Here is a 20,303-nt window from a genome sequence, read left to right on the forward strand (position 1 = left end):
CCTCGCGCGTCCACAGGGGTGACGGAGAGGACGCGGGTGACTTTCGAAGAGTTCGTGGCGGAGCGGCTGGACGGGCTGCTCCGCTACGCCACCGTCCTGACCGACGACCCCCACCTGGCGCAGGACGTCGTGCAGGACGTGCTCCTGCGCGCCCAGCAGCGGTGGGACAGCATCGACACGCCGCCGACGTACGTGCGGCGGATGGTCACCAACGAGTACCTGTCGTGGCGGCGGCGCGCGGTGCGGCGGATGGTGTCCAGCAGCCACGACGTCCTCGACGCGCTCGGCCCGCCGGAACCCGACCCGTCGGCCGCCTACGACGAGCGGGACGCCATGCTCGGCCTGCTCGCCACGCTCCCCCGCAAGCAACGGGCGGCCGTCGTGCTGCGGTACTACGAGAACTACACCGACAGCGAGATCGCCGCGTTCCTGCGGTGCGGCCCCTCCACCGTGCGCAGCCAGATCTCGCGGGCACTGGCCACCCTGCGCGAAGCCGGGTTGGATTCCACCGTCATCACCACCGGAGCCCCCGAATGACCCGCAGCGAGCACGAGACCGAGACGCTGATCCGGGACAGCCTGGACCGCCTCGCCACGCGCGCCCCGGACGGCCACGCGATCCGCGAGGCGCTCGCGCGCGCGGGCCGGAAACGGCAGCCGGCGAGCCGGCTGGCCCTGGTCGCCGCGGCCGTCGTCGTGCTGGTCGTCGGCATCGTCGCCGGCACGCAGCTGCTGACCAGGCCGGACGTGGTGCCGGCCGCGGGCCGCCCGGTGCTCGCCTACGGCCCGGGCTGGCTGCCGGACGGCTTCACCGAGCAGTACCGCGAAGGCGGTCCCGGGATCACCCCGGGAGTCCGGCGGTGGTCCGCCGGCCAGGCCTCGGTCACGCTGCTGACCTACTCCACCGCCGACCCCGAGTGGTCGCGGACGGCGCTGAGGATCGCGTCGCTGAAGGACCAGGCCCTGGTGCGCGGCCGGGTTTCCATGGTCACCGGCGACGGCGGCGAGGCCCGGCTCACCTGGCTGGCCGACGACGCGCACGTGCTGTGCGCGGCGATCTCCGGGATCCCGGACGCCCGCACGGTCGCCCAGCGGATCGCCGAGTCCGTCACCGCCGACCCGGTCGGCATCCGCGGTGAGCTGCGGTTCGGCCCGCTGCCGGCGGGACTGGCCGAACGTTCGACGGCGGTGCAGGGCACCGGTCCCGGCGACGCGAGCACCACGCTGATCGCGGTGGACCCGGCCCGGCCGGCGGACTTCGCGGTGCGGGCCGTCGTCGGCGCAACGGCCCCCGGGCTGGCCGGCGCGGCGCCGGTGACCGTCCGCGGCGGTGCGGGGTTCTTCGTGAAGCCGGCGAACGGGCGGGACGCGCTGGTCGCCGTCCGGCTGCCGTCGGGGCGCTGGCTGCAGGTGTCGGGCTCGCGGCCGGAGGCCGAGCTGCTCGCCGTCGCGAACGGCGTCCAGCTCGACCCGGCACCCGACTACCGCTGGCTCGGGCGGGCTACCAGTTGACCATCGGGAACCAGATGATCCCCAGCCTGCCGAGCACCCGGACGTCCCAGTAGAGCAGCGTGAACGTGCCGCCGACGAGCAGGGCCGCGCCGGTGACGGCCGCGACCCGCGCGGGTTTCGCGGCCAGCCAGCGCTGCACGCGGCCGCCCGTGGCGTAGGTGAGGACCAGGAACAGCACCGCCATGACGACGATGTTGCCGAGCGACTGCAGCGCGAACGCGGCGGCGCCGTAGAGCACGTCGTGCTGTTCGGCGGCGCTGCGGAACATGATCCGGAAGAGCGGGTACGGCCGCCCGATGAGGAACCCGCCGATGAGGGCGCCCATCAGCACGAGCGGGGCGGCGGGGTGACGGCGGGTGAAGCCGGCGAAGGGGTTCCGGACGAGGCCGAGCGCGATCAGGCCCATCAGCAGGAAGACCAGGCCGACGACCCCGAAGGCGACCATGGACTGGATGCCGCGCGGCGTGAGCCCGGTCGTCTTGGAGGTGTCGAACTGCGGCATGCGGGTGCCGACGAGCGCGACGATCACGCCGTAGCCGATCGACACGGTGAGCATGCCGACGGCGATCCAGCCGAGCGGCTTGAGCGCACTTCGCCTCCGGTCCGCCTGGTCGCCCACCAGCGGCGCGACGGCCCCGAAGGCGGCGATGTTGCAGGCGGTGAAGGAGCCCGCGAGCCCGGAGACGAACGCGAAGAGCGTCCCGGCGAGGACGCCGCTGATCGGGGTGGCTTTGGCGTCGTGGCCGAGGAGGTTGTTGGCGACGCTGTCGCCGATCACGGAGTCGACGAAGGGTGCCGACCAGATGGCGGTGAGCACGAACCCCGCCAGGATCGCTCCGACGGCGATCCGGGCGCGCCGGTGCGGGTAGGGCCCTTCGCCGAAGAAGGTGGCTCGAGGGTGTACCGGGAGTTGCTGTTCGACCGCCATCTACGCCTCCAGGGTGCGGGAATCCAGCCCCGTGAAGCGTTGCAGGATGCGGTGTTGAAACGCTTCGGCCGCCCGTGTGGGGTTCGGGGGCCGAACGGCCCAGTCGGCTTCCCCGGCGTGCTGAGTCCACACTGGACGCTGCGCCCCACGCGGCTACGGTGGGCGCATGACTTCCGAAACCGACCGGCTCGCCGCCGAGCGTTACGTCGTCCTCACCACGTTCCGGCGCGACGGGCGGGCCGTGCCGACCCCGATCTGGGTCGCCGGGCGGGGCGGTGAGCTCGTTTTCTGGTCGGTGCGCGAGGCCGGCAAGGTCAAGCGCATCCGCAACGGCGGCCGGGTCGAGGTGCAGGCCTGCGACGTCCGCGGGCGGAAGACGTACGGCACGAAGGTGCCCGGCCAGGCCCGGCTGCTCGACGCCGCCGACACCGAACAGGTCCGGCGCGCGATCGCCCGCAAGTACGGCATCGTCGGGCGCGTCACGATGTTCTTCTCGAAGCTGCGCGGGCCGGCGGACCGGACGGTCGGCATCGCGGTCAAGCTGGACGGCTGAAGCTGCGGAAACCGCGGCGCAGGTAGTTCGGCAGCGCGTTCGGGTGATCGAGGGTCGAGGTGTGCAGCCAGACGCGCCGGGTGCCGGGCAGCGCCCACGCGTCGGCGACGACGAGGGTGAGCGCGCAGCCGCCGAGTCCTTTGCCGACGAACTCGGGCACGAGCCCGAACGTGGTGATCTCGACGGCGTTCCCGGGCTGCGGCTCGAAATCCGCGGCCCCGGCGATCTCGCCGCGGTACTCGATCAGCCGGTATTCGCGGCCGGGCGCGGCGAGCCAGCGTGCCCATTCTTCGTCGCTGCGCGACGCGCTCGGCCACCGGTACGGCGTCCCGATCCGGACGTGCAGGTCGCGGATCAGTGGCCCGGGCCCGGTGGTCCGCAGCGCGACACCGTCGACGAGCGGAGCGGGGTTGAGCTGATCGACGGCGGTCATTTCGAGCTGGGTGACGATCTCCTCCACCCGCGGCAACCTACGACTCCCGGCGGCGCCTGTCAGCCGCTTTTCGGCGGCTGCCCGGTCAGCAGGGCCGCCGCGAGTGCGGCCGACTCGTGGTCCGGTCGGCGACTCTCCAGCAGGATCAGGTCGCCGGGGATGTGGTCCGCGCGGGATCTGCTGGTGGGCGGGCGAGCCGCGCCACTGCTGCCCGCGACGGCCCCCGCCGCCGACCACACAGACCCCCACCCTCTCCGGGGGGGGCGTCCCAAGTCCAGTCTACCGGCCCTGGCCTGCAAAAACGCCCGCTCCGGAAATCTGTGGACAACCTGACCCGATGTGGATAACTGCGCCTTCGCCCGGAACCTCTTCGGGCAGCACGGCCCGCGGCAACCTACGACTCCCGGCGGCCCCTGTCAGCCGCTTTTCGGCCTCAAGCGGCTCCGCGCAGGGCCGCCGCGAGCGCGGCCGAGTCGTGGTCCGGTCCGCACCCCTCCACCAGGATCAGGTCGCCGGGGATGTGGTCCGCGCGCAGCCGCAGGATCTCCCGGTATGCGGGCGAGGCGTACCACTCGCGCGCCGCGGCGAGGCTCGGGAATTCGATGAGCACGAGTCCGCCGGGCCAGTTGCCCTCCATGACCTGCACCGGAGCGCCGTGCACGAGGAACCGGCCGCCGTACGGGTCGAGCGTGGCCTGGATGCGTTCCAGGTATTCGAAAACCTCTTCGGGCAGCACGGCGGGCGGCTGCAGGTGGGCGACTCCGTAGGCGGTCATGGCGTTCCTTCCGTTGTCCCGCCCGAAGTCTGGCCCGCCGCGCGCACGGCGTCGATTACCCCGGAGGTAAGGTCGGCTGCCCGGCCAGCAGGCGCTCCACCAGCGCGGTGACGAGGTCGTGGCGCTGCTCGTCGGTGAACAGGTCCGGCAGCGTCAGCCGTTCCATGATCAGCCAGTTCAGCGCCAGCCACAGCAGGACGACCATCGTGCCGTCGCCGGGCAGACCCGATTTCTCGTGGTACCCGACGTTGAAGTCGACGTCCTCCCGGATGCGCCGGGTCAGCACGTCCCGCAGTTCGGGGCGGCGCGTGGCTTCGAGCCGCAGTTCCAGCAGCGCGAGGAACCCGGTCGGGAAGGCGGCCACGCGATCGACCAGCGCGTGCATCAGCTCGGTGACGCGCGCCCGGTCACGCGGCCCCTCGAGCCCGCCCGCGATGACGCCTTCGTCGACGAGCCGCTCGTAGACCCGCTCCCCCGCGTGCCGCAGGATCTCGTCGCGGCTGGCGAAGTAGTTGGACGCCGTGCCGACCGGGACGCCGGCCTGCTGGTCGACGGCGCGGAAGGTGAGCCCGCGCGCGCCTTCGCTGGCGAGGACCTCGATCGAGGCGTCGAGCAGGGCGGCCCGCCGCTCGGGGTTGCGTCGCACCATGTCGGCTCCCGACCTTGAACCACTTCGGCCAAAGTACTCCACGCGGAGTTGTTTCGACTGGCGCTTCCGCGCGGTGACCCCCGAACCGGCGGACCAGACCTGCGCTCGGCTAGGCCTGCGCGACCGCGGCGAGGGCTTCCGGCAGCGTGAAGGCGCCGGCGTAGAGCGCCTTGCCCACGATGGACCCCTCGACGCCGTCGGAGGCCAAGCCCGCCAGCGCGACGAGGTCCGCCACGCTCGACACCCCACCGGAGGCGATCACCGGCGCGTCGGTGCGGGCGACGACGTCGCGCAGCAGCTCCAGGTTGGGGCCGCGCAGGGTGCCGTCCTTGCTGACGTCGGTGACGACGTACCGGGACGCGCCGTCGCGGTCCAGGCGCTCCAGGACGTCCCAGAGGTCGCCGCCGTCGGAGGTCCAGCCGCGGGCCGAGAGCCGGTGGCCGGCCTCGGTGATCCGCACGTCGAGGCCGATCGCCACCCGGTCGCCGTACTCGCCGATGACCCGCGCGGTCCACTCCGGGTCCTCGAGCGCGGCGGTGCCGAGGTTGACCCGGCGGGCGCCGGTGTCCAGGGCGGCCTTCAGGGAGGCGTCGTCGCGGATGCCGCCGGAGAGCTCGACCTGCACGTCGAGCCGGCCGACGACCTCGGCGAGCAGCTCCCGGTTGCTGCCCTTGCCGAAGGCGGCGTCGAGGTCGACCAGGTGGATCCACTCGGCGCCGTCCCGCTGCCAGGCGAGCGCGGCCTCGAGCGGGCTGCCGTAGGAGCTCTCGGTGCCGGCCTCGCCCTGGACGAGTCGCACGGCCTGGCCATCGGCCACATCAACGGCGGGAAGCAGCGTGAAAGTCACGCGGGTAACTCTAGGGCGGGGCCCCGGATCACCCGGTCAGAGGGTCGCCAGCCAGTTGCGCAGCAGCTGCGCCCCGGCGTCGCCGGACTTCTCCGGGTGGAACTGCGTCGCCCACAGCGGCCCGTTCTCCACCGCGGCGACGAAGTCCTCGCCGTGGTTCGCCCAGGTGACCTTGGGCTCCTGGCCGATGCCCGATTCGAGCTCCCACTTGCGCGCGGCGTAGGAGTGCACGAAGTAGAACCGCTCGTCGGGGTCGAGGCCGGCGAACAGCTGCGAGTCCGCGGGCGCGCGCACGGTGTTCCAGCCCATGTGCGGCAGGACGTCGGCGTGCAGCCGGTCGACGACGCCGGGCCACTCCCCCGTGCCTTCGGTCTCCTCGCCGTGCTCGACGCCGCGGGCGAAGAGGATCTGCATGCCGACGCAGATGCCGAGGACCGGACGGCCGCCGGCCAGGCGCTTGCCGATGATCCGGTGCCCGTGCACGTCCAGCAGGCCCGCCATGCAGGCGGAGTACGCGCCGACGCCGGGCACGACGAGGCCGTCGGCTTCGACGGCGGCATGCGGGTCGGCGGTGACCTCGACGTCGGCCCCGGCGCGCGCCACAGCGCGTTCGGCGGAGCGGAGGTTGCCGGAACCGTAGTCGAGGATCACCACACGAGACACGCCACCCAGCGTAGCCGTCGCGCTCAGCGGCGCTCGAACGAATAGACGTCCGTCACCGTGTTGCAGGGTGACGGCGGCACGACCTCGACGCGCAGCACCCCGGCGTCGTAGTCGACGCCTTCCGGGGTGAAGGTGCCGGTGCAGGTGCTGACCAGCGGCACCTGGCCGATCTCGTGCACCCGCGCGGTGACGTCGCGGCCGGTCAGCGGGTGCGCGAGGTCGATCTGCAGCAGCTGCAGGTTCGTCGGGTACAGGTCGTTGTACGGATCGCTGGTCGCGCAGATCAGCCGCGTCGCGCCGGCGAAGTCGCAGCCCTGGGCACTGCGGATGTGGTGGTCGAGGTGGATGCGGGCGGCGACGGGGAGGTCGCCGGCCGCCTTCGGGCCGCGCGGGTTCAAAAACGGTGTCGGGGAGACGTAGAGCCGGTCGATCTCGCCGAGCGGCCCCGAGACCAGCCACTGCCCGTCCGGGGTGACCGCGACCTGCGCGTTCGCGTTGGCGGCCGGCTCGTCGGCCTGCAGCGGGTGGACGAACTCCGTCGCCGTCCCGTCGGGCCGGGTGACCAGGTACATCTTCGTCGTCGGCGTCGGGGTGCGCGTGTCCTGGTAGACGTCGAAAACGTAGCCGCGCAGCGAGTCGGGGTCGCCGACGTGGCCCCAGCCCTCGTCCTTCAGCGGCTGCGGGATGGTGGCGCCGTTGCGGTAGACGATCTCGGGCGGGCGCCCCGGCAGCCGGAGGGTGGTGAGGCCCTCACCGCTGATCCGGTTCTCGGCGGTGGTGTGGCCGACCTGCTGCCAGCGGGTGCCGTGCGCGGCGGCGACGCCGGTGACGGCGAGCAGGGTGGCGGTGGTGAGGGCGAGCAGACTTGCCGTCCGCAATGCGCGCATGTGCGCTCCTCGGGAGTTGAGGCCTTGGCGGCGGCGACGCCATCCTGCCACAGAGCGGACCCCACCCGGAAAAAACTTGAAGAAACCCCGTTTGACCGTCCCGCTCGCCGGGTATCACTTCACCCGATCGTGTGCGCCGGGCCGCCACGACCGGACGCCAGGGAGGCGAAGATGGCCGAGGACGATCTGCTGTCCCAGATGCTCCACGCCTGGCGTGACGACATCGAGAGCGTCCCGTTCCCGCAGTTCGGCGAGCTGCTGATCCCCCGGCAGCAGACCCGGTCGCGGCACACGCCGGCGCCGTCTGCTGCGTGCGTGACGAACGCCACGCGGAGGACAGACGCCTGACTGTGGTTTCCTGCGGGGGCCGCATCGACGCGTCCCCCGGGAGCCCTCATGAGCAGCCGCACCCCTGACCCGCACGACTTTCTCGACCTCGACGCCGGGCTCGCCGAAGAGGAACGCGCCATCCGCGACGCCGTCCGCGCGTACGCGAAGGACCACCTGCTCGACCACGTCGCCGACTGGTACGAAACCGGCGCCCTGCCCGCCGCGGAACTGGCGAAGAGCTTCGGCTCGCTCGGCCTGCTCGGCATGCACCTGGAGGGTTACGGCTGCGCCGGCACCAGCGCCGTCGCGTACGGCATCGCGTGCCGCGAACTGGAAGCCGTCGACTCCGGGCTCCGCAGCTTCGTCTCGGTGCAGGGGTCGCTGGCGATGTACGCGATCCACAAGTGGGGCAGCGAGGAGCAGCGGCAGGAGTGGCTGCCGCGGATGGCCACGGGCGAGGCGCTCGGCTGCTTCGGCCTGACCGAGCCGGACGCGGGCAGCGACCCGGGCTCGATGCGCACGCGGGCGGTGCGCGACGGCTCCGACTGGGTGCTGTCGGGCACGAAGATGTGGATCACCAACGGAACCGTCGCCGACGTCGCGGTCGTCTGGGCGCAGACCGACGACGGGATCCGCGGTTTCGTCGTCCCGACGTCGACGCCGGGATTCACCGCGAACGAGGTCAAGCACAAGCTGTCGCTGCGGGCGTCGCTGACCGCGGAGCTGGTGCTCGACGGCGTCCGGCTGCCGGCCTCGGCGGCGTTCCCCGAGGTCCGCGGGCTGCGCGGGCCGTTGTCCTGCCTGAACGAAGCGCGCTACGGGATCCTGTTCGGCGTCGTCGGCGCGGCGCGCGCGTGCTACGAAGCCGCGTTGGAGTACACGCTGGCGCGGTCGCAGTTCGGGAAGCCCCTCGCCGGGTTCCAGCTGACCCAGCGCAAGCTGGCCGACCTGCTCGTCGAGGTCAACCGCGCCGGGCTGGTGGCGCTGCAGATCGGGCGGCTGAAGGACGCCGGTTCGCTGCACCACAACCACGTCAGCTTCGGCAAGATGGCGAACGTGCGGTCGGCGCTGGAGGTGGCCCGCACGGCGCGGTCGATGCTCGGCGCGAACGGGATTTCCCTGGAGTACCCGGTGATGCGGCACATGGCGAACCTCGAAACGGTGCTGACCTACGAAGGCACCGAGGAGATGCACGCGCTGTCGCTCGGCCAGGCGGTCACGGGGCTCGCGGCGTTCCGCTGACCGGTTTTTGTCGGTGGTGGCCGCTAGCTTCTCCACCATGACTTTCTCCGACTTCGAAACCGTGGTGGAGCTGCGGCGCTACACCCTGCACCCCGGCCGGCGCGACGAGCTGATCGAGCTGTTCGAGCGCGAGTTCGTCGAGCCGCAGGAAGCCGCGGGCGCGCACCTGTTCGGCTTGTTTCGCGCGCCGTCGGCGCCGGACGAGTTCGTGTGGCTGCGCGGCTTCCGCTCGATGGAGGCCCGCAAGAAAGCGCTGGAGGAGTTCTACTTCGGGCCGGCGTGGCAGGAGCACCGCGCGGCGGCGAACGCGACGATGATCGACTCCGACAACGTGCTCCTGCTGCGCCCGGTCCGCCGTGGCCTGGCCGCGCCACCCCCGGGCACGGGTCTGCACGTGACCGTGTCGGCAACGGCATCCCCACCGGAGTCGGCGTTCGCGGCGTTCGAAACGGAGCCGTCCCCGAACAACTTCCCCCGCCTGCCGGTGCGCACGGACGGCCCGTTCTCGGTGTGGTTCAGCCGGGAGCCGTCGCCGTCGTCACTCGAGCTCGTCCCGACGTCACGGTCACTGATCCGCTGAGAGGAGCCCGATGAGCCCTTCGGGGTAGAGGATCCGGCGTCCCTCCCGGAACTCGGCGAGGTCGACCCACCGCGCGGTGGCGGGATCGTCGAGGATCTTCATGGCGTCCACGCCGTACCGATCGGGGTCGGCGAACTCGGCTTCGTAGATGAAGGCGATCTCGTGGCCGGGGTTGCCGCGCCAGTCGAAGACGTTCTCGAGGACGCCTCTGAGTTCCCCCACCTTGATCTCGGCGTCGAGTTCCTCGCGGAACTCGCGTTCGAGAGCGTCCTTGCTGTGCTCACCGAACTCGATGCCCCCGCCGAGAGGCCGGTGGAAGGTCTCGCCCTTGACGTCGTCGCGTGCTTCGAAAACGAGGATCTGCTCCCGCCGCCGGATCAGGCCGAGCGCGATCGGCCGAATGCTGGACCCCATGCCGGCCACGCTATCGGGCCGACGCCGCCAAAGCAGGACCCAGGCAAGCCAGCCGGCACCGGCCGCCGCGAGCACTCCGGCGGCAAGCCACGCCCACCCGACACCGAACTCCCCGGCCACAGCGACCACCGTGATTCCCACGGCGGGCACCGCCCAGGGCGAAACCCCCATCACCACCGCCTTCCACGCTGTCGACTCGGCCTGAATGCTGACCTACCATGGTCGGATCCTGGAGGGCGGGGTGAGGCTCATGCGCGGACTTCGGCTCGTGCTCGGCGTCCTCTCCGTGCAGGCGCTGCTCGGACAGGACATCCCCTCGCCACGCACACCCGCGCGGACCACCCGCCGCTCGGGCGGCCGGTGCGACCGGCCCGGCTGTGGCGGTGCGCTTCGGGCCGACAAGGACGGCGACGTCGTCTGCCTGCGATGCGGGTTGCCACCGGTCGGCGGGTCGGGTCGCCGTAAGTGACGACACCATCACTGACCGAAGGAGCACTCGCGGTCGGCAACCGGATCGGCCGCTATTTCGGCGTTGTCAGCATGCTCCCCGCACTTTTCCTCGTCCTGTGGTCCGCGGCGTTGATCGCCAGCGGCGCATGGCACGGCCGGCCGCGACTCGATTCGCTCGGCGCCGCGTTCGGACAGCCGACGGTGGCGAAGGTGGCGTGGATTCTCCTCCTGAGCCTCGCGACCGGCCTCTTCCTCCACCCGCTCCAGTTCGCGATGACCCAGGTGCTCGAGGGGTATTGGGGACCTTCGCGGATCGGCCGGATCCTGACGGGCATGCGGATCGACCGGTACCGGGAGAAGCAGCGCGAGCTGGAGCATCGGCGAGTGACGATCGCCGATCAGCTGCGCGAACTCGTCGACGCACGACTCGAACTGGCTTGGGGTAGAGAAGAGTTCGAGTCTTGGGATGATGCGACCTACGAACAGAACCGCCGTCGCCTGCTGGCCTCCGAGCGCGGCGACGATCTCACCGCATGGCTCATCGCCGACGAAACCCTCGGCCAAGCCGCTGAACGGTATCCCGATCCGACAAGGCTCATGCCGACGCGGCTGGGCAACGCACTGCGCAGGGAGGAGGATCGGGCCGGTCGTCAGTACGGAATCGACGCGGTCATCACGGCCCCGCACTTCGCCCTGCTCGCGGACGACAAGCACATCGCGTACCTCCGCGATTCTCGCCAGCAGCTCGACACGTCGGTTCGGTTGAGCGTGGTCTCGGCCATTGCCACCGTCGAGACCGTCGCGTGCCTGGTTACGGACGGCTGGTGGTTGTTCCTGGGGTTGGCCACCTATGCGCTGACCTACCTCGCGTACCGCGCTTCCGTTGCGGCGGCTGACGAATACACGACCGCGTTACGCACTCTGATCGACTTGAACCGCTTCAAGTTCTACGAGGGTCTTCATTTGCGCAAGCCGCCGAACTCCCGCGAAGAACGCCGGAACAACGCCAAGCTCATGGCCCTGCTGAGAGGAGAGGCCGAAGACATCCGCTACGACCACCCCGCCGCGGGGCCTCCGCCGCCCCCAGCCGCTCCTGCTAATCCCCCAGGAAATCTCTGATCGACAACCCCAGCGACCCGGCATCAAGCCCGTGCGCCAGATCGTGGTCCGCGATCCCGCCGTAAGTCCGCACCTCCACATCCCGCCGCACCCCCGACGACCGCAGCCGGTGCGGTACATCGGCCAGTGCCTCCGCGACGCAATACGCCGACGTTCCCGCCAAGTACGGCTCAACGAGAACCACCGAAGGCGACGCCGAAAGGACCGCCGACCGCAAACCGGCCGCATCGAAGGGCCGGATCGTCGACGCGTACAACACCGTGACGTCCAGTCCGGAACACGCGCGCAGCACCCGATCCAATACCGGCCCCACCGCCACGACCACACCGGACGAACCCGAACGCAGCCGGGTGAAGCCCACGCCGAGGTGGGGGGAAGCGTTTTCCTGCGCCGACAACCGCAGGTACACGCGCCCGTCTCCGGGGATCGATTCCAGCAGCAGGCGGCGGGCCTCCTCCGGGTGGCCCGGCACGTGGATCGTCCAGCCCGGCAGCGAATCGATCAAGGCCACGTCGGCCGGCGACTGGTGGGTGCGGCCCGCCGTCGGCATGTCGTACGACGCTCCCCACGACACCAGGACGCCGCCCACCTCCTGGTGGGAAAAGTCCAGCTTGATCTGCTCGAACCCGCGCTCCACCAGGAACGGCGGGAACGTGTGCACGATCGGCCGCAGCCCGGCCAGCGCCAGGCCGGCGCCCGTGCTGACCAGCAGCTGTTCGCGGATGCCGACGTTGATCACCCGGTCGGGGTGCCGCCGGGCCGCGCCGGCGAGCTGGGCCGCCGAGATGTCGGCCAGCACGACCGCGACGTCCGGGTCGGCGTCGACGATCCGTTCGGTGGTGGCGAGGAATTCTTCACGCATCGAGAGCACGGTCAGCCCTTCGGTTCGACGACGGCGACCACGGCCAGCGGCCGGCCGGGGTGGGCGGTGGTGAAGGCGTCGTACAGCGCGTCGTGGTCGCGGCCGGACACCGTGCGCGTCTCCCAGCCTTCGACGGCGAAGCGGCGCGCGATGCCGCCCGGCCAGCCGCGTGTCGACGACTGGTTGTCGATCACCACCGCCGTCAGGTTTTCGAGGCCTTCGCGCGCCGCGACGACGATCGCTTCGTGGTTCGAACCTTCGTCCAGCTCGGCGTCGCCGGCCAGCGTCACGACCTTCGCGCGCGTCAGGCCGCGGGCGCGCAGGCCGAGCGCGGTGCCGAACGCGATCGGCAGGCCGTGGCCGAGCGACCCGCTGGAGATTTCGACGCCGGGGATGCGGCGCCGGTCGGGGTGGTGGCCCAGCCGCGACCCCGGGCCGGACCACGTCGCCAGCTCCTCCTCGGCGATGAAGCCTTTCGCGGTGAGCACGGCGTAGTACGCCATCGGCCCGTGCCCCTTGGACAGCAGGAACCGGTCGCGGCCGGGCTCGCGGAAGTTCTCGGGCGTGACGTCCAGCACGCGGTCGTAGAGGACCCACAGGACGTCCAAAGTGGACTCCGCGGCGGCGCTGTGCTTTTCGTCGCCGGTCATCAGCGCGATCAGCCGGGGCAAGCCGGCGTAGCCGGGTTCGGTCACAGTGGTCATGACCCGACGATGCAACCTCGACTAAACTCGAAGTCAAGGATAGCCTGACCTGGTGACCAGGCTCGCTGAACATCTCAGCATCGGACAGGTGGCGGAACGCAGCGGGGTGCCGCACACGGCACTGCGATTCTACGAGGAGAAGGGGCTGATCAGCTCGGAGCGCTCGGCGGGCAACCAGCGCCGCTACGCGCGCTCGGTGCTGCGCCGGATCGCGTTCATCCGCGCCGCGCAACGGGTCGGGCTTTCGCTCGAGGACATCAGCACGGCGCTGGCGACGCTGCCGGTGGACCACGCGCCGACGAAGACCGACTGGGCACGCCTGTCCCGCGACTGGCAGCGGGAGCTCGACGCGCGGATCGACGCCCTGCAACGGCTCCGCGACCGCCTCACCGGCTGCGTCGGCTGCGGCTGCCTGTCCCTGCGCAGCTGCGCGCTGTACAACAACGACGACGAGCTGGCCCGCTTCGGCCCGGGCGCGAGCAAACTGCGTCCCGCGGTCGAGGGCGGCATCTGAACTGCTTGCGCCCGGCGCGATGCTGGAACGGCGATGAACGAAAAGCAGCTGATCCACCTCTCGAAGCGGCTGGCGCGGCACCTGCGTCACGACCCCGCCGCGCTCGGCCTGACGCTCGCCCCCGGCGGCTGGGTGCCGGTCGACGCCCTCGTGCGCGCCCTCTCGATCACCCGCGGCGAGCTCGAGGAAGTGGTCGAGAAGAACAACAAGCGCCGGTTCGCGTTCGACGAAACGGGCACGCGCATCCGCGCGAGCCAGGGGCACAGCGTGGAGGTCGACCTCGACCTGCCGGACGCGACACCACCGGACGTGCTCTACCACGGCACGGTGGCGACCCACCTCGACGCGATCTTCCGCGAAGGCCTGCGCCCGATGAACCGCCACGCGGTCCACCTCTCGGCGACGGTCGAGACGGCTCGGACGGTGGGTGCCCGCCGCGGCAAGCCGGTGATCCTCCGGGTCGACGCCGCCGCGATGACCAAGGCGGGTCACGCGTTCCAGGTGAGTGCCAACGGAGTCTGGCTGACGTCGGCGGTGCCGCCGGAGTACCTGACGTTCACCGGCTGACCGGCGCCCGCGCGTTCCCGGACGGCCGGCCCGGCGGTCAGAGGGCGGCGAGCGGGGTGGGGGTTCGGCGGCGCGGGCGGCCCAGCAGGCGGCGGCCCACGTCCAGGAGTTCCGTTCGCAGCTCTTCGTCACCCAGGCCCGCCAGGTCCGGCGAGCCGCCGGCCATCGCGATGCCCGTCAACGTCACCAAGGCGTTGACCCGGGCCGTCGTGTCCGGGTCCGGGCCCGACAGGATGCCGAGCAGCACCCGGCCGAAGCCCTCCATGCCGCCGTGGGCCGACTTCTCGATCGCGCGGGCGATGCCCGGGTCGCTCGAAAACAGCGCCACCAGCGCCCGGTGGCGGATCACCAGGTCGACGAACCCCTCCAGCAGCAGGTCCACCTGCGCGCCCCGGCGCTTCTGGGCCGCCGCGCGCCGGACGAGCTCGTCCAGGTCGCGCACGCCCGGCTCGGCGACCGCCTCGGTGATCTCCGCCTTCGTCTTGAAGTGGTAGTACACGGCCGCCTTGGTGATGCCCAGCGCGTCGGCGATCATCTGCAGCGACGTGCCCTCGACCCCGTGTTCGGTGAACAGGCGCAGCGCGGTCTGCAGCAGTCGGGTCCGGGTGTCCTCGGCCGGGCCGGCGGTCATTCTTCCTCCTCAGCAGCCGTCGGAGCCTACGTCACCCCCTGTCGATCGGCAAACCGCCTTACTAGCCGACCGGCAAGGGATAAACCTTGCTGTTCGGCAAGTCACATACTTGCCGATCGGCTTGGAGTCGCCCTTGCCGATCGGCTAGCTTGGGGAACGACCCTATGGAGTGAACCGACCCCGTTCGGGCGAAACGGAGCTGACTCGTGGCGACCTTCCTGTACCGGCTCGGCCGGTTTTCCTTCCGGCGCAGAGCGCTGGTCGCGGCCGTCTGGGCGGCGGTCCTGGTGGCGCTGGGCCTGGGCGCGCTGACGCTGTCGGGCCAGCTGTCGAACTCGGTGACGATCCCCGGCACCGAGTCGCAGCGGGCGATCGACCAGCTCACCGAGAAGTTCCCGCAGGCCAACGCGGGTGGCGCCACCGCGCGGGTGATCATCGAGGCCCCCGCCGGCACCACGGTGACCGACGCCAAAGGCAAGGCCGCCGTCGAAGCGCTGGCCGGTCGCCTGAAGACGGCGCCGAAGGTCGCCGCCGTGGTCGACCCCTTCCAGGCACGGTCGATCTCCCCCGATCAGCGCGTCGCGCTCGCCCAGGTCAGTTACGGAGCGAAGGCGTACGAGCTGACCGACGAGGACCGTCAGGCGCTGCTCGACACCGCGGACGCCGCCCGCGCCGCCGGGTTCACCGTCGAGTTCGGCGGCGACGCCGTGCAGGGCGTGCCCGCGACCGGCGCCACCGAAGGCCTGGGCGTCGCGGTCGCCGCCGTCGTGCTGGTCATCACGTTCGGTTCGCTGCTCGCGGCCGGCATCCCGCTGCTCACCGCGCTGATCGGCGTCGGCACCGGGATGGCGGGCATCTTCCTCGCCTCCGGGTTCCTCGAGCTGAACTCGAACACGCCGATCCTGGCGCTGATGATCGGCCTGGCCGTCGGCATCGACTACGCGCTGTTCATCGTTTCGCGGTACCGCCACGAACTGGGCATCGGCCGCGACCCCGAAGAAGCCGCGGGCCGCGCCGCGGGCACCGCCGGATCCGCCGTGGTCTTCGCCGGGCTGACCGTGATCATCGCGCTGGCCGGCCTGACCGTGATCGGCATCCCGTTCCTCGGCCAGATGGGCGTCGCCGCCGCGGTGACCGTCGCGATCGCCGTGCTCATCGCGCTGACGCTGCTGCCCGCGATCCTCGGCTTCGCCGGGTCCCGCGTCGCCGGCGGCCGCATCCGGCTGCGCCGCAAGCCGGTCGAAACGACGCACGGGGAGCGCTGGGCGCGGTTCGTCGGCCGGCACCGGATCCCGGTGCTGCTCGTCGCGCTGGCCGGGATGGCCGTCGTGGCGCTGCCCGCGCTGAGCATGCAGCTCGGCCTGCCCAACGACAGCACGGCGGCCCCGGAGTCGACGCAGCGCAAGGCGTACGAGATCGCCAGCCGCAGCTTCGGCGAAGGCTCGAACGGGCCGCTGCTGGTCGTCGTCGACGTCTCGCAGACCGCCGACCGCCAGGCCGCGCTCGGCCAGGCCGCGGCCGACATCCAGAAGCTGCCCGACGTCGCCGCCGTCACTCCGCCGCGGGTCAACCAGGCGGGTGACACGGCGTTGCTGACGGTGATCCCGAAGAGCGGGCCGAGCAGCACGCAGACCGAGGACCTGGTGGCCGCGATCCGCGCGGAGTCCGGCAAGCTGGACGCGAAGCTGGCCGTCACCGGCCAGACGGCGGCGAACATCGACGTCTCCGAGAAGCTGTCGGACGCGATGCTGCCGTACCTGGCGCTGATCGTCGGGCTGGCGTTCGTGCTGCTGATGCTGGTGTTCCGCTCGGTGGTGGTGCCGCTGAAGGCGACGATCGGCTTCCTCGGCTCGGTCGCGGCGACGTTCGGCGCGGTGGTCGCGGTGTTCCAGTGGGGCTGGCTGACGGATCTGCTCGGTGTTTCCTCGACCGGCCCGATCATGAGCATGCTGCCGATCCTGCTGATCGGCGTGCTGTTCGGGCTGGCGATGGACTACCAGGTGTTCCTGGTGACGCGGATGCGCGAGGAGCACGTGCACGGCGCGGAGCCGCAGGAAGCGATGGTCACGGGCTTCCGCCACGGCGCCCGCGTGGTGGTCGCGGCGGCGCTGATCATGATCAGCGTGTTCGCCGGCTTCGTGCTGGCGGAGTCGTCGTTGATCCAGTCGATCGGCTTCGCGCTGGCGTTCGGCGTGCTGGTGGACGCGTTCGTGGTGCGCATGACGCTGGTGCCGGCGGTGATGTCCCTGCTGGGCCGCGGCGCGTGGTGGCTGCCGAAGTGGCTGGACCGCGTGCTGCCGGATGTCGACGTGGAGGGCGAGAAGCTGACGAAGCAGCTGAACGACGCCCCTGGCGACGACGGGCGGGAACTGGTCGGCGCGAGCCGCTGACCGGAAACGGCGAAGGCCCCCTCACCCGAGGGGGCCTTCGCCGTCTCTCAGCTGGAAAACCAGAAGATCGCGCCGCCGATGGCGAGGGCTGCCGCCACCCCCAGGACCACCGCCATGAACTTCGCCGTCTTCCAGGTCGAGTACACCCCGCCCAGCAGGAAACCGCCCAGGGCCAGCAGCAGTACGCCGACGACTCCGTTGCTCACAGCACGCCCTTCGTCGACGGGATGCCGCCCGCCCTCGGGTCCGGTTCGGTGGCCGCGCGGAGGGCCCTCGCCACCGCCTTGTACTCCGCCTCCGCGATGTGGTGCGGGTCGCGGCCGTGGATCACCCGCACGTGCAAGGCGATCTGCGCGTGGAACGCCAGCGAGTCGAACACGTGGCGCGTCAGCACGAACGGGTAGTTGCCGCCGATCGTGAAGGTGTTGAACTGCTCCGGCTCGCCCACGTGCACGCAGTACGGCCGCCCCGATACGTCGATCGCCGCGTGGGCCAGTGTCTCGTCCATCGGGATCCACGCGTCGCCGAAGCGGCGGATTCCCCTCTTGTCGCCCAGAGCTTGGCGGATCGCCTGGCCCAGGACGATCGCCGTGTCCTCGACCGTGTGGTGGGCGTCGATGTGGACGTCGCCGGTGGCCTCGACCTTCAGGTCCAGCGAGCCGTGGACGCCGAACGCCGTCAGCATGTGGTCGTAGAACGGGACGCCGGTCGCAATCTCCACCTCGCCCGTTCCGTCGAGGTCCAGCTGCACGGAGATCGAGGACTCCTTGGTGGTCCGTTCGACCTTGCCGATGCGGGTCATCGCGAGACTTCCTTACTCGCCTCGAGGAAGGCGTCGTTCTCTTCCGGGGTGCCGATGCTCACGCGCAGGTGACCGGGGATGCCCGGGTCGCGGATCAGCACCCCGCGGTCCAGATAGGACTGCCAAGCGTCCGACGGCGAGGAAAACCGTCCGAAGAGGACGAAGTTGGCGTCGCTGGGCACCGGGTCGTAACCCAGGCCCGCCAACGCTTCCACGACGCGATCACGCTCGGCCGCCAGCTTGTGCACACTGGCCAACGTGGCGTCCGCGTGCCGCAGGGCCGCCCGGGCCGCCGCCTGCGTCAGCCGCGAGAGGTGGTAGGGCAGGCGCACCAGCTGCAGCGCGTCGACCACCGCCGGCGCCGCCGCCAGGTAGCCGAGCCGGCCGCCCGCGAACGCGAACGCCTTGCTCATCGTGCGCGACACGATCAACGACGACGGGTACTCGGCCAGCAGCGAGACCGCGCTCGGCTGCGACGAAAACTCCGCGTACGCCTCGTCGACGACGACGATCCCGGTGGCCGCGTCGAGCAGGGAGCGCAGCTCGGCCAGCGGGATCGAGCCACCCGTGGGGTTGTTCGGGCTGGTCACGAACACGATGTCCGGCCGCCGCGAAGCGATGAGCGTGGCCGCCGCGGCCGTGTCCAGCGTGAAGTCTCCGCGGCGCGGCGTCGGCACCCACTCGGTGCGGGTGCCGGACGCGATGATCGGGTGCATCGAGTACGACGGCTCGAAGCCGAGCGCGCTGCGCCCCGGCCCGCCGAACGCCTGCAGGATCTGCTGCAGCACCTCGTTGGACCCGTTGGCCGCCCAGACGTTCGCCTCCGACAGCACCACCCGCGTCGACACGCTCAGGTAGTCGGCCAGGTCCTGGCGCAGCGCCACCGCGTCACGGTCCGGGTAGCGGTGCAGCTCGGCCGCCTCGAGACGGACCGCCTCGGCCACGTCCGCGACCAGCGACGGCGGCGGCGGGTACGGGTTCTCGTTGGTGTTGAGCCGGATCGGGACGTCCAGCTGCGGCGCACCGTAGGGCGACTTGCCGCGCAGGTCCTCCCGCAGCGGCAGCTGGTCCAGGGTGACCTCTTCGCCGATCGTCATCGGACCGCACCTCCGAACCGCGCCGTGACCGCCTCGCCGTGCGCGGGCAGGTCTTCGGCGTCAGCCAGCGCGACGACGCGGCCGGCGACCTCGCGCAACGCGTCCTCGGTGTAGTCCACGACGTGGATGCCCTTGAGGAAGCTCTGCACGGACAGGCCCGAGGAGTGGCGGGCGAACCCGCCGGTGGGCAGGACGTGGTTGGAGCCGGCGCAGTAGTCGCCGAGCGAGACCGGGGCGTACGCGCCGACGAAGATCGCGCCCGCGTTGCGGACCCGGGCCGCGACCGACCGCGCGTCCGCCGTCTGGATTTCCAGGTGTTCGGCGGCGTAGGCGTCGACGACGCGCAGTCCGTCGTCCACTGTGGACACCAGGATGATGCCGGACTGCTTGCCGGCCAGGGCTTCGGCGACCCGGGAACTGTGCTTGGTCGCCGCGACGCGGTTCACCAGCTCCTCGTCGACGGCGTCGGCCAGCTCGGTCGACGTCGTGACCAGGACGCTCGCGGCCAGGGGGTCGTGCTCGGCCTGGCTGATCAGGTCGGCGGCGACGTGCACCGGGTCGGCCGTCCCGTCGGCGAGGATGGCGATCTCGGTGGGGCCGGCTTCGGCGTCGATGCCGATCAGGCCGCGCAGGAGCCGTTTGGCCGCGGTGAGGTAGATGTTGCCCGGCCCGGTGACGATGTCGACCGGCGCGAGCTCGGCGCCGTCGGTGTCCGTGCCGCCGTACGCCAGCAGCGCGACGGCCTGCGCGCCGCCGGCCGCCCACACCTCGGCCACGCCGAGCAGCTCCGCCGCGGCGAGGATGGTCGGGTGCGGCAGGCCGTCGAAGGCGGCCTGCGGCGGCGAGCAGACGACCAGCGAGCCGACGCCGGCGATCTGCGCCGGGACGACGTTCATCACCACGGTCGAGGGGTACACGGCCAGCCCGCCCGGGGCGTACAGCCCGACCCGCTCGACCGGCACCCACTTCTCGGTCACCGTGCCGCCCTCGACGACGGTGGTCGTGACGTCGGTGCGGCGTTGCTCGGCGTGCACCTTCCGGGCGCGGGTGATCGACTCCTCGAGCGCGGCGCGCACGGCCGGGTCGAGCTCCGCCAGCGCGCGCGTCAACGCGGCCCGCGGCACGCGCACGGCCGCCGGGCGCACCTTGTCGAACTTCTCGGTGTACTCGAGGACGGCTTCGACACCGCGGTCGCGGACCGCCTCGACCACCGGGCGCACGTGGTGCAGCGCCGCGTCCACGTCGTATTCGGCGCGCGGGAGCGTGGCGCGCAGTTCGGCGGCGGTCGGGACCTGCCCGCGCAGGTCGGTGCGGTTCAGCATGCCCACCAGGGTACGAGGTCACACCGAACGGGT

General features: G+C 71.5%; 26 protein-coding genes. 10 read left to right on the forward strand and 16 right to left on the reverse strand.

Annotated features, from left to right (window positions below; translation table 11 throughout):
• Positions 1-36: 36 nt before the first annotated feature.
• Both ACLJOU_RS18320 and ACLJOU_RS18325 read left to right on the forward strand, forming a co-directional pair.
• The gene (locus tag ACLJOU_RS18320) at positions 37-537 is read left to right on the forward strand and encodes a SigE family RNA polymerase sigma factor (RefSeq protein ID WP_410568842.1); all 501 of its coding nucleotides are present in this window, start codon (positions 37-39) and stop codon (positions 535-537) included.
• The gene (locus ACLJOU_RS18325; RefSeq protein WP_410568843.1) at positions 534-1,511 is read left to right on the forward strand and encodes a hypothetical protein; all 978 of its coding nucleotides are present in this window, start codon (positions 534-536) and stop codon (positions 1,509-1,511) included. Before ACLJOU_RS18320 ends, ACLJOU_RS18325 begins: the two co-directional genes overlap by 4 nt.
• Here the strand turns inward: ACLJOU_RS18325 and ACLJOU_RS18330 are convergent.
• Positions 1,501-2,439, reverse strand: a complete 939-nt coding sequence (locus ACLJOU_RS18330) for a hypothetical protein (RefSeq protein WP_410568844.1) — start codon at positions 2,437-2,439, stop codon at positions 1,501-1,503. The genes ACLJOU_RS18325 and ACLJOU_RS18330 overlap by 11 nt on opposite strands.
• Positions 2,440-2,605: 166 nt before the next feature.
• Between ACLJOU_RS18330 and ACLJOU_RS18335 the strand changes: the two genes are divergently transcribed.
• Positions 2,606-2,992: a PPOX class F420-dependent oxidoreductase gene (locus ACLJOU_RS18335; RefSeq protein WP_410568845.1), complete on the forward strand. Its 387-nt coding sequence runs from the start codon at positions 2,606-2,608 to the stop codon at positions 2,990-2,992.
• Here the strand turns inward: ACLJOU_RS18335 and ACLJOU_RS18340 are convergent.
• The 7 genes from ACLJOU_RS18340 to ACLJOU_RS18370 all read right to left on the reverse strand — a co-directional run bounded on the left by ACLJOU_RS18340 (position 2,976) and on the right by ACLJOU_RS18370 (position 7,246).
• Entirely contained in the window at positions 2,976-3,452 is a 477-nt protein-coding gene (locus ACLJOU_RS18340; RefSeq protein ID WP_410568846.1) for a GNAT family N-acetyltransferase, read from the reverse strand. The two genes, ACLJOU_RS18335 and ACLJOU_RS18340, sit on opposite strands and share 17 nt — an antisense overlap.
• Positions 3,453-3,484: 32 nt before the next feature.
• Complete coding sequence (locus ACLJOU_RS18345) at positions 3,485-3,664, reverse strand: hypothetical protein (RefSeq protein WP_410568847.1); 180 nt, start codon at positions 3,662-3,664, stop codon at positions 3,485-3,487.
• Between the two features lie 194 nt (positions 3,665-3,858).
• On the reverse strand, positions 3,859-4,200 hold the full coding sequence (locus tag ACLJOU_RS18350) for a DUF1330 domain-containing protein (RefSeq protein ID WP_410568848.1): 342 nt from the start codon (positions 4,198-4,200) through the stop codon (positions 3,859-3,861).
• Positions 4,201-4,255: 55 nt separating this feature from the next.
• Positions 4,256-4,849 carry a TetR/AcrR family transcriptional regulator gene (locus tag ACLJOU_RS18355; RefSeq protein ID WP_410568849.1) on the reverse strand — a complete coding sequence of 198 codons (594 nt, stop codon included), beginning with the start codon at positions 4,847-4,849 and terminating at the stop codon, positions 4,256-4,258.
• 109 nt (positions 4,850-4,958) lie between these two features.
• Positions 4,959-5,696, reverse strand: a complete 738-nt coding sequence (gene priA / locus ACLJOU_RS18360) for a bifunctional 1-(5-phosphoribosyl)-5-((5-phosphoribosylamino)methylideneamino)imidazole-4-carboxamide isomerase/phosphoribosylanthranilate isomerase PriA (protein WP_410568850.1) — start codon at positions 5,694-5,696, stop codon at positions 4,959-4,961.
• A gap of 36 nt (positions 5,697-5,732) precedes the next feature.
• The gene (gene hisH / locus ACLJOU_RS18365) at positions 5,733-6,350 is read right to left on the reverse strand and encodes an imidazole glycerol phosphate synthase subunit HisH (RefSeq protein ID WP_410568965.1); all 618 of its coding nucleotides are present in this window, start codon (positions 6,348-6,350) and stop codon (positions 5,733-5,735) included.
• Between the two features lie 32 nt (positions 6,351-6,382).
• Complete coding sequence (locus ACLJOU_RS18370; protein WP_410568851.1) at positions 6,383-7,246, reverse strand: hypothetical protein; 864 nt, start codon at positions 7,244-7,246, stop codon at positions 6,383-6,385.
• A gap of 171 nt (positions 7,247-7,417) precedes the next feature.
• Between ACLJOU_RS18370 and ACLJOU_RS18375 the strand changes: the two genes are divergently transcribed.
• From ACLJOU_RS18375 to ACLJOU_RS18385, 3 genes are read left to right on the forward strand one after another with little or no spacing between them, the layout of a single operon-like run.
• On the forward strand, positions 7,418-7,594 hold the full coding sequence (locus ACLJOU_RS18375; RefSeq protein ID WP_410568852.1) for a hypothetical protein: 177 nt from the start codon (positions 7,418-7,420) through the stop codon (positions 7,592-7,594).
• Positions 7,595-7,642: 48 nt separating this feature from the next.
• Entirely contained in the window at positions 7,643-8,818 is a 1,176-nt protein-coding gene (locus ACLJOU_RS18380) for an acyl-CoA dehydrogenase family protein (RefSeq protein WP_410568853.1), read from the forward strand.
• A 37-nt stretch (positions 8,819-8,855) separates the two neighbouring features.
• Positions 8,856-9,398, forward strand: a complete 543-nt coding sequence (locus ACLJOU_RS18385) for an NIPSNAP family protein (protein WP_410568854.1) — start codon at positions 8,856-8,858, stop codon at positions 9,396-9,398.
• Here the strand turns inward: ACLJOU_RS18385 and ACLJOU_RS18390 are convergent.
• Entirely contained in the window at positions 9,384-9,812 is a 429-nt protein-coding gene (locus ACLJOU_RS18390) for an NUDIX hydrolase (RefSeq protein ID WP_410568855.1), read from the reverse strand. The genes ACLJOU_RS18385 and ACLJOU_RS18390 overlap by 15 nt on opposite strands.
• Positions 9,813-10,277: 465 nt before the next feature.
• On the opposite strand from ACLJOU_RS18390, the gene ACLJOU_RS18395 reads away from it, so the two are divergent.
• Entirely contained in the window at positions 10,278-11,381 is a 1,104-nt protein-coding gene (locus tag ACLJOU_RS18395) for a hypothetical protein (protein ID WP_410568856.1), read from the forward strand.
• On the opposite strand, the gene ACLJOU_RS18400 is transcribed toward ACLJOU_RS18395, so the two are convergent.
• Together ACLJOU_RS18400 and ACLJOU_RS18405 are read right to left on the reverse strand one after the other, a co-directional pair.
• Positions 11,359-12,243 carry a transketolase family protein gene (locus tag ACLJOU_RS18400; protein ID WP_410568857.1) on the reverse strand — a complete coding sequence of 295 codons (885 nt, stop codon included), beginning with the start codon at positions 12,241-12,243 and terminating at the stop codon, positions 11,359-11,361. The genes ACLJOU_RS18395 and ACLJOU_RS18400 overlap by 23 nt on opposite strands.
• 11 nt (positions 12,244-12,254) lie before the next feature.
• Positions 12,255-12,947, reverse strand: a complete 693-nt coding sequence (locus tag ACLJOU_RS18405) for a thiamine pyrophosphate-dependent enzyme (RefSeq protein WP_410568858.1) — start codon at positions 12,945-12,947, stop codon at positions 12,255-12,257.
• Positions 12,948-12,999: 52 nt separating this feature from the next.
• On the opposite strand from ACLJOU_RS18405, the gene soxR reads away from it, so the two are divergent.
• Together soxR and ACLJOU_RS18415 are read left to right on the forward strand one after the other, a co-directional pair.
• Positions 13,000-13,461, forward strand: a complete 462-nt coding sequence (gene soxR, locus ACLJOU_RS18410) for a redox-sensitive transcriptional activator SoxR (RefSeq protein WP_410568859.1) — start codon at positions 13,000-13,002, stop codon at positions 13,459-13,461.
• A 33-nt stretch (positions 13,462-13,494) separates the two neighbouring features.
• The gene (locus ACLJOU_RS18415; protein ID WP_410568860.1) at positions 13,495-14,028 is read left to right on the forward strand and encodes an RNA 2'-phosphotransferase; all 534 of its coding nucleotides are present in this window, start codon (positions 13,495-13,497) and stop codon (positions 14,026-14,028) included.
• Positions 14,029-14,065: 37 nt separating this feature from the next.
• On the opposite strand, the gene ACLJOU_RS18420 is transcribed toward ACLJOU_RS18415, so the two are convergent.
• Positions 14,066-14,659 carry a TetR/AcrR family transcriptional regulator gene (locus ACLJOU_RS18420; RefSeq protein WP_410568861.1) on the reverse strand — a complete coding sequence of 198 codons (594 nt, stop codon included), beginning with the start codon at positions 14,657-14,659 and terminating at the stop codon, positions 14,066-14,068.
• Between the two features lie 206 nt (positions 14,660-14,865).
• On the opposite strand from ACLJOU_RS18420, the gene ACLJOU_RS18425 reads away from it, so the two are divergent.
• A complete protein-coding gene (locus ACLJOU_RS18425; protein WP_410568862.1) occupies positions 14,866-17,049 on the forward strand; it encodes an MMPL family transporter in 2,184 nt (727 codons plus the stop codon).
• A 47-nt stretch (positions 17,050-17,096) separates the two neighbouring features.
• On the opposite strand, the gene ACLJOU_RS18430 is transcribed toward ACLJOU_RS18425, so the two are convergent.
• The 4 genes from ACLJOU_RS18430 to hisD are packed head-to-tail and all read right to left on the reverse strand — an operon-like array spanning position 17,097 to position 20,270.
• Positions 17,097-17,255 (reverse strand): hypothetical protein, encoded by a 159-nt coding sequence (locus tag ACLJOU_RS18430; RefSeq protein WP_410568863.1) that lies wholly within the window; start codon positions 17,253-17,255, stop codon positions 17,097-17,099.
• Positions 17,252-17,851 (reverse strand): imidazoleglycerol-phosphate dehydratase HisB, encoded by a 600-nt coding sequence (gene hisB / locus ACLJOU_RS18435; protein ID WP_410568864.1) that lies wholly within the window; start codon positions 17,849-17,851, stop codon positions 17,252-17,254. The genes ACLJOU_RS18430 and hisB overlap by 4 nt, the downstream gene beginning before the upstream one ends.
• On the reverse strand, positions 17,848-18,948 hold the full coding sequence (locus ACLJOU_RS18440) for a histidinol-phosphate transaminase (protein WP_410568865.1): 1,101 nt from the start codon (positions 18,946-18,948) through the stop codon (positions 17,848-17,850). The genes hisB and ACLJOU_RS18440 overlap by 4 nt, the downstream gene beginning before the upstream one ends.
• A complete protein-coding gene (gene hisD / locus ACLJOU_RS18445; RefSeq protein ID WP_410568866.1) occupies positions 18,945-20,270 on the reverse strand; it encodes a histidinol dehydrogenase in 1,326 nt (441 codons plus the stop codon). Before hisD ends, ACLJOU_RS18440 begins: the two co-directional genes overlap by 4 nt.
• Positions 20,271-20,303 lie beyond the last annotated feature (33 nt).

The sequence above is a fragment of the Amycolatopsis sp. cmx-4-61 genome, from assembly GCF_046548775.1.
Classification (GTDB): domain Bacteria; phylum Actinomycetota; class Actinomycetes; order Mycobacteriales; family Pseudonocardiaceae; genus Amycolatopsis.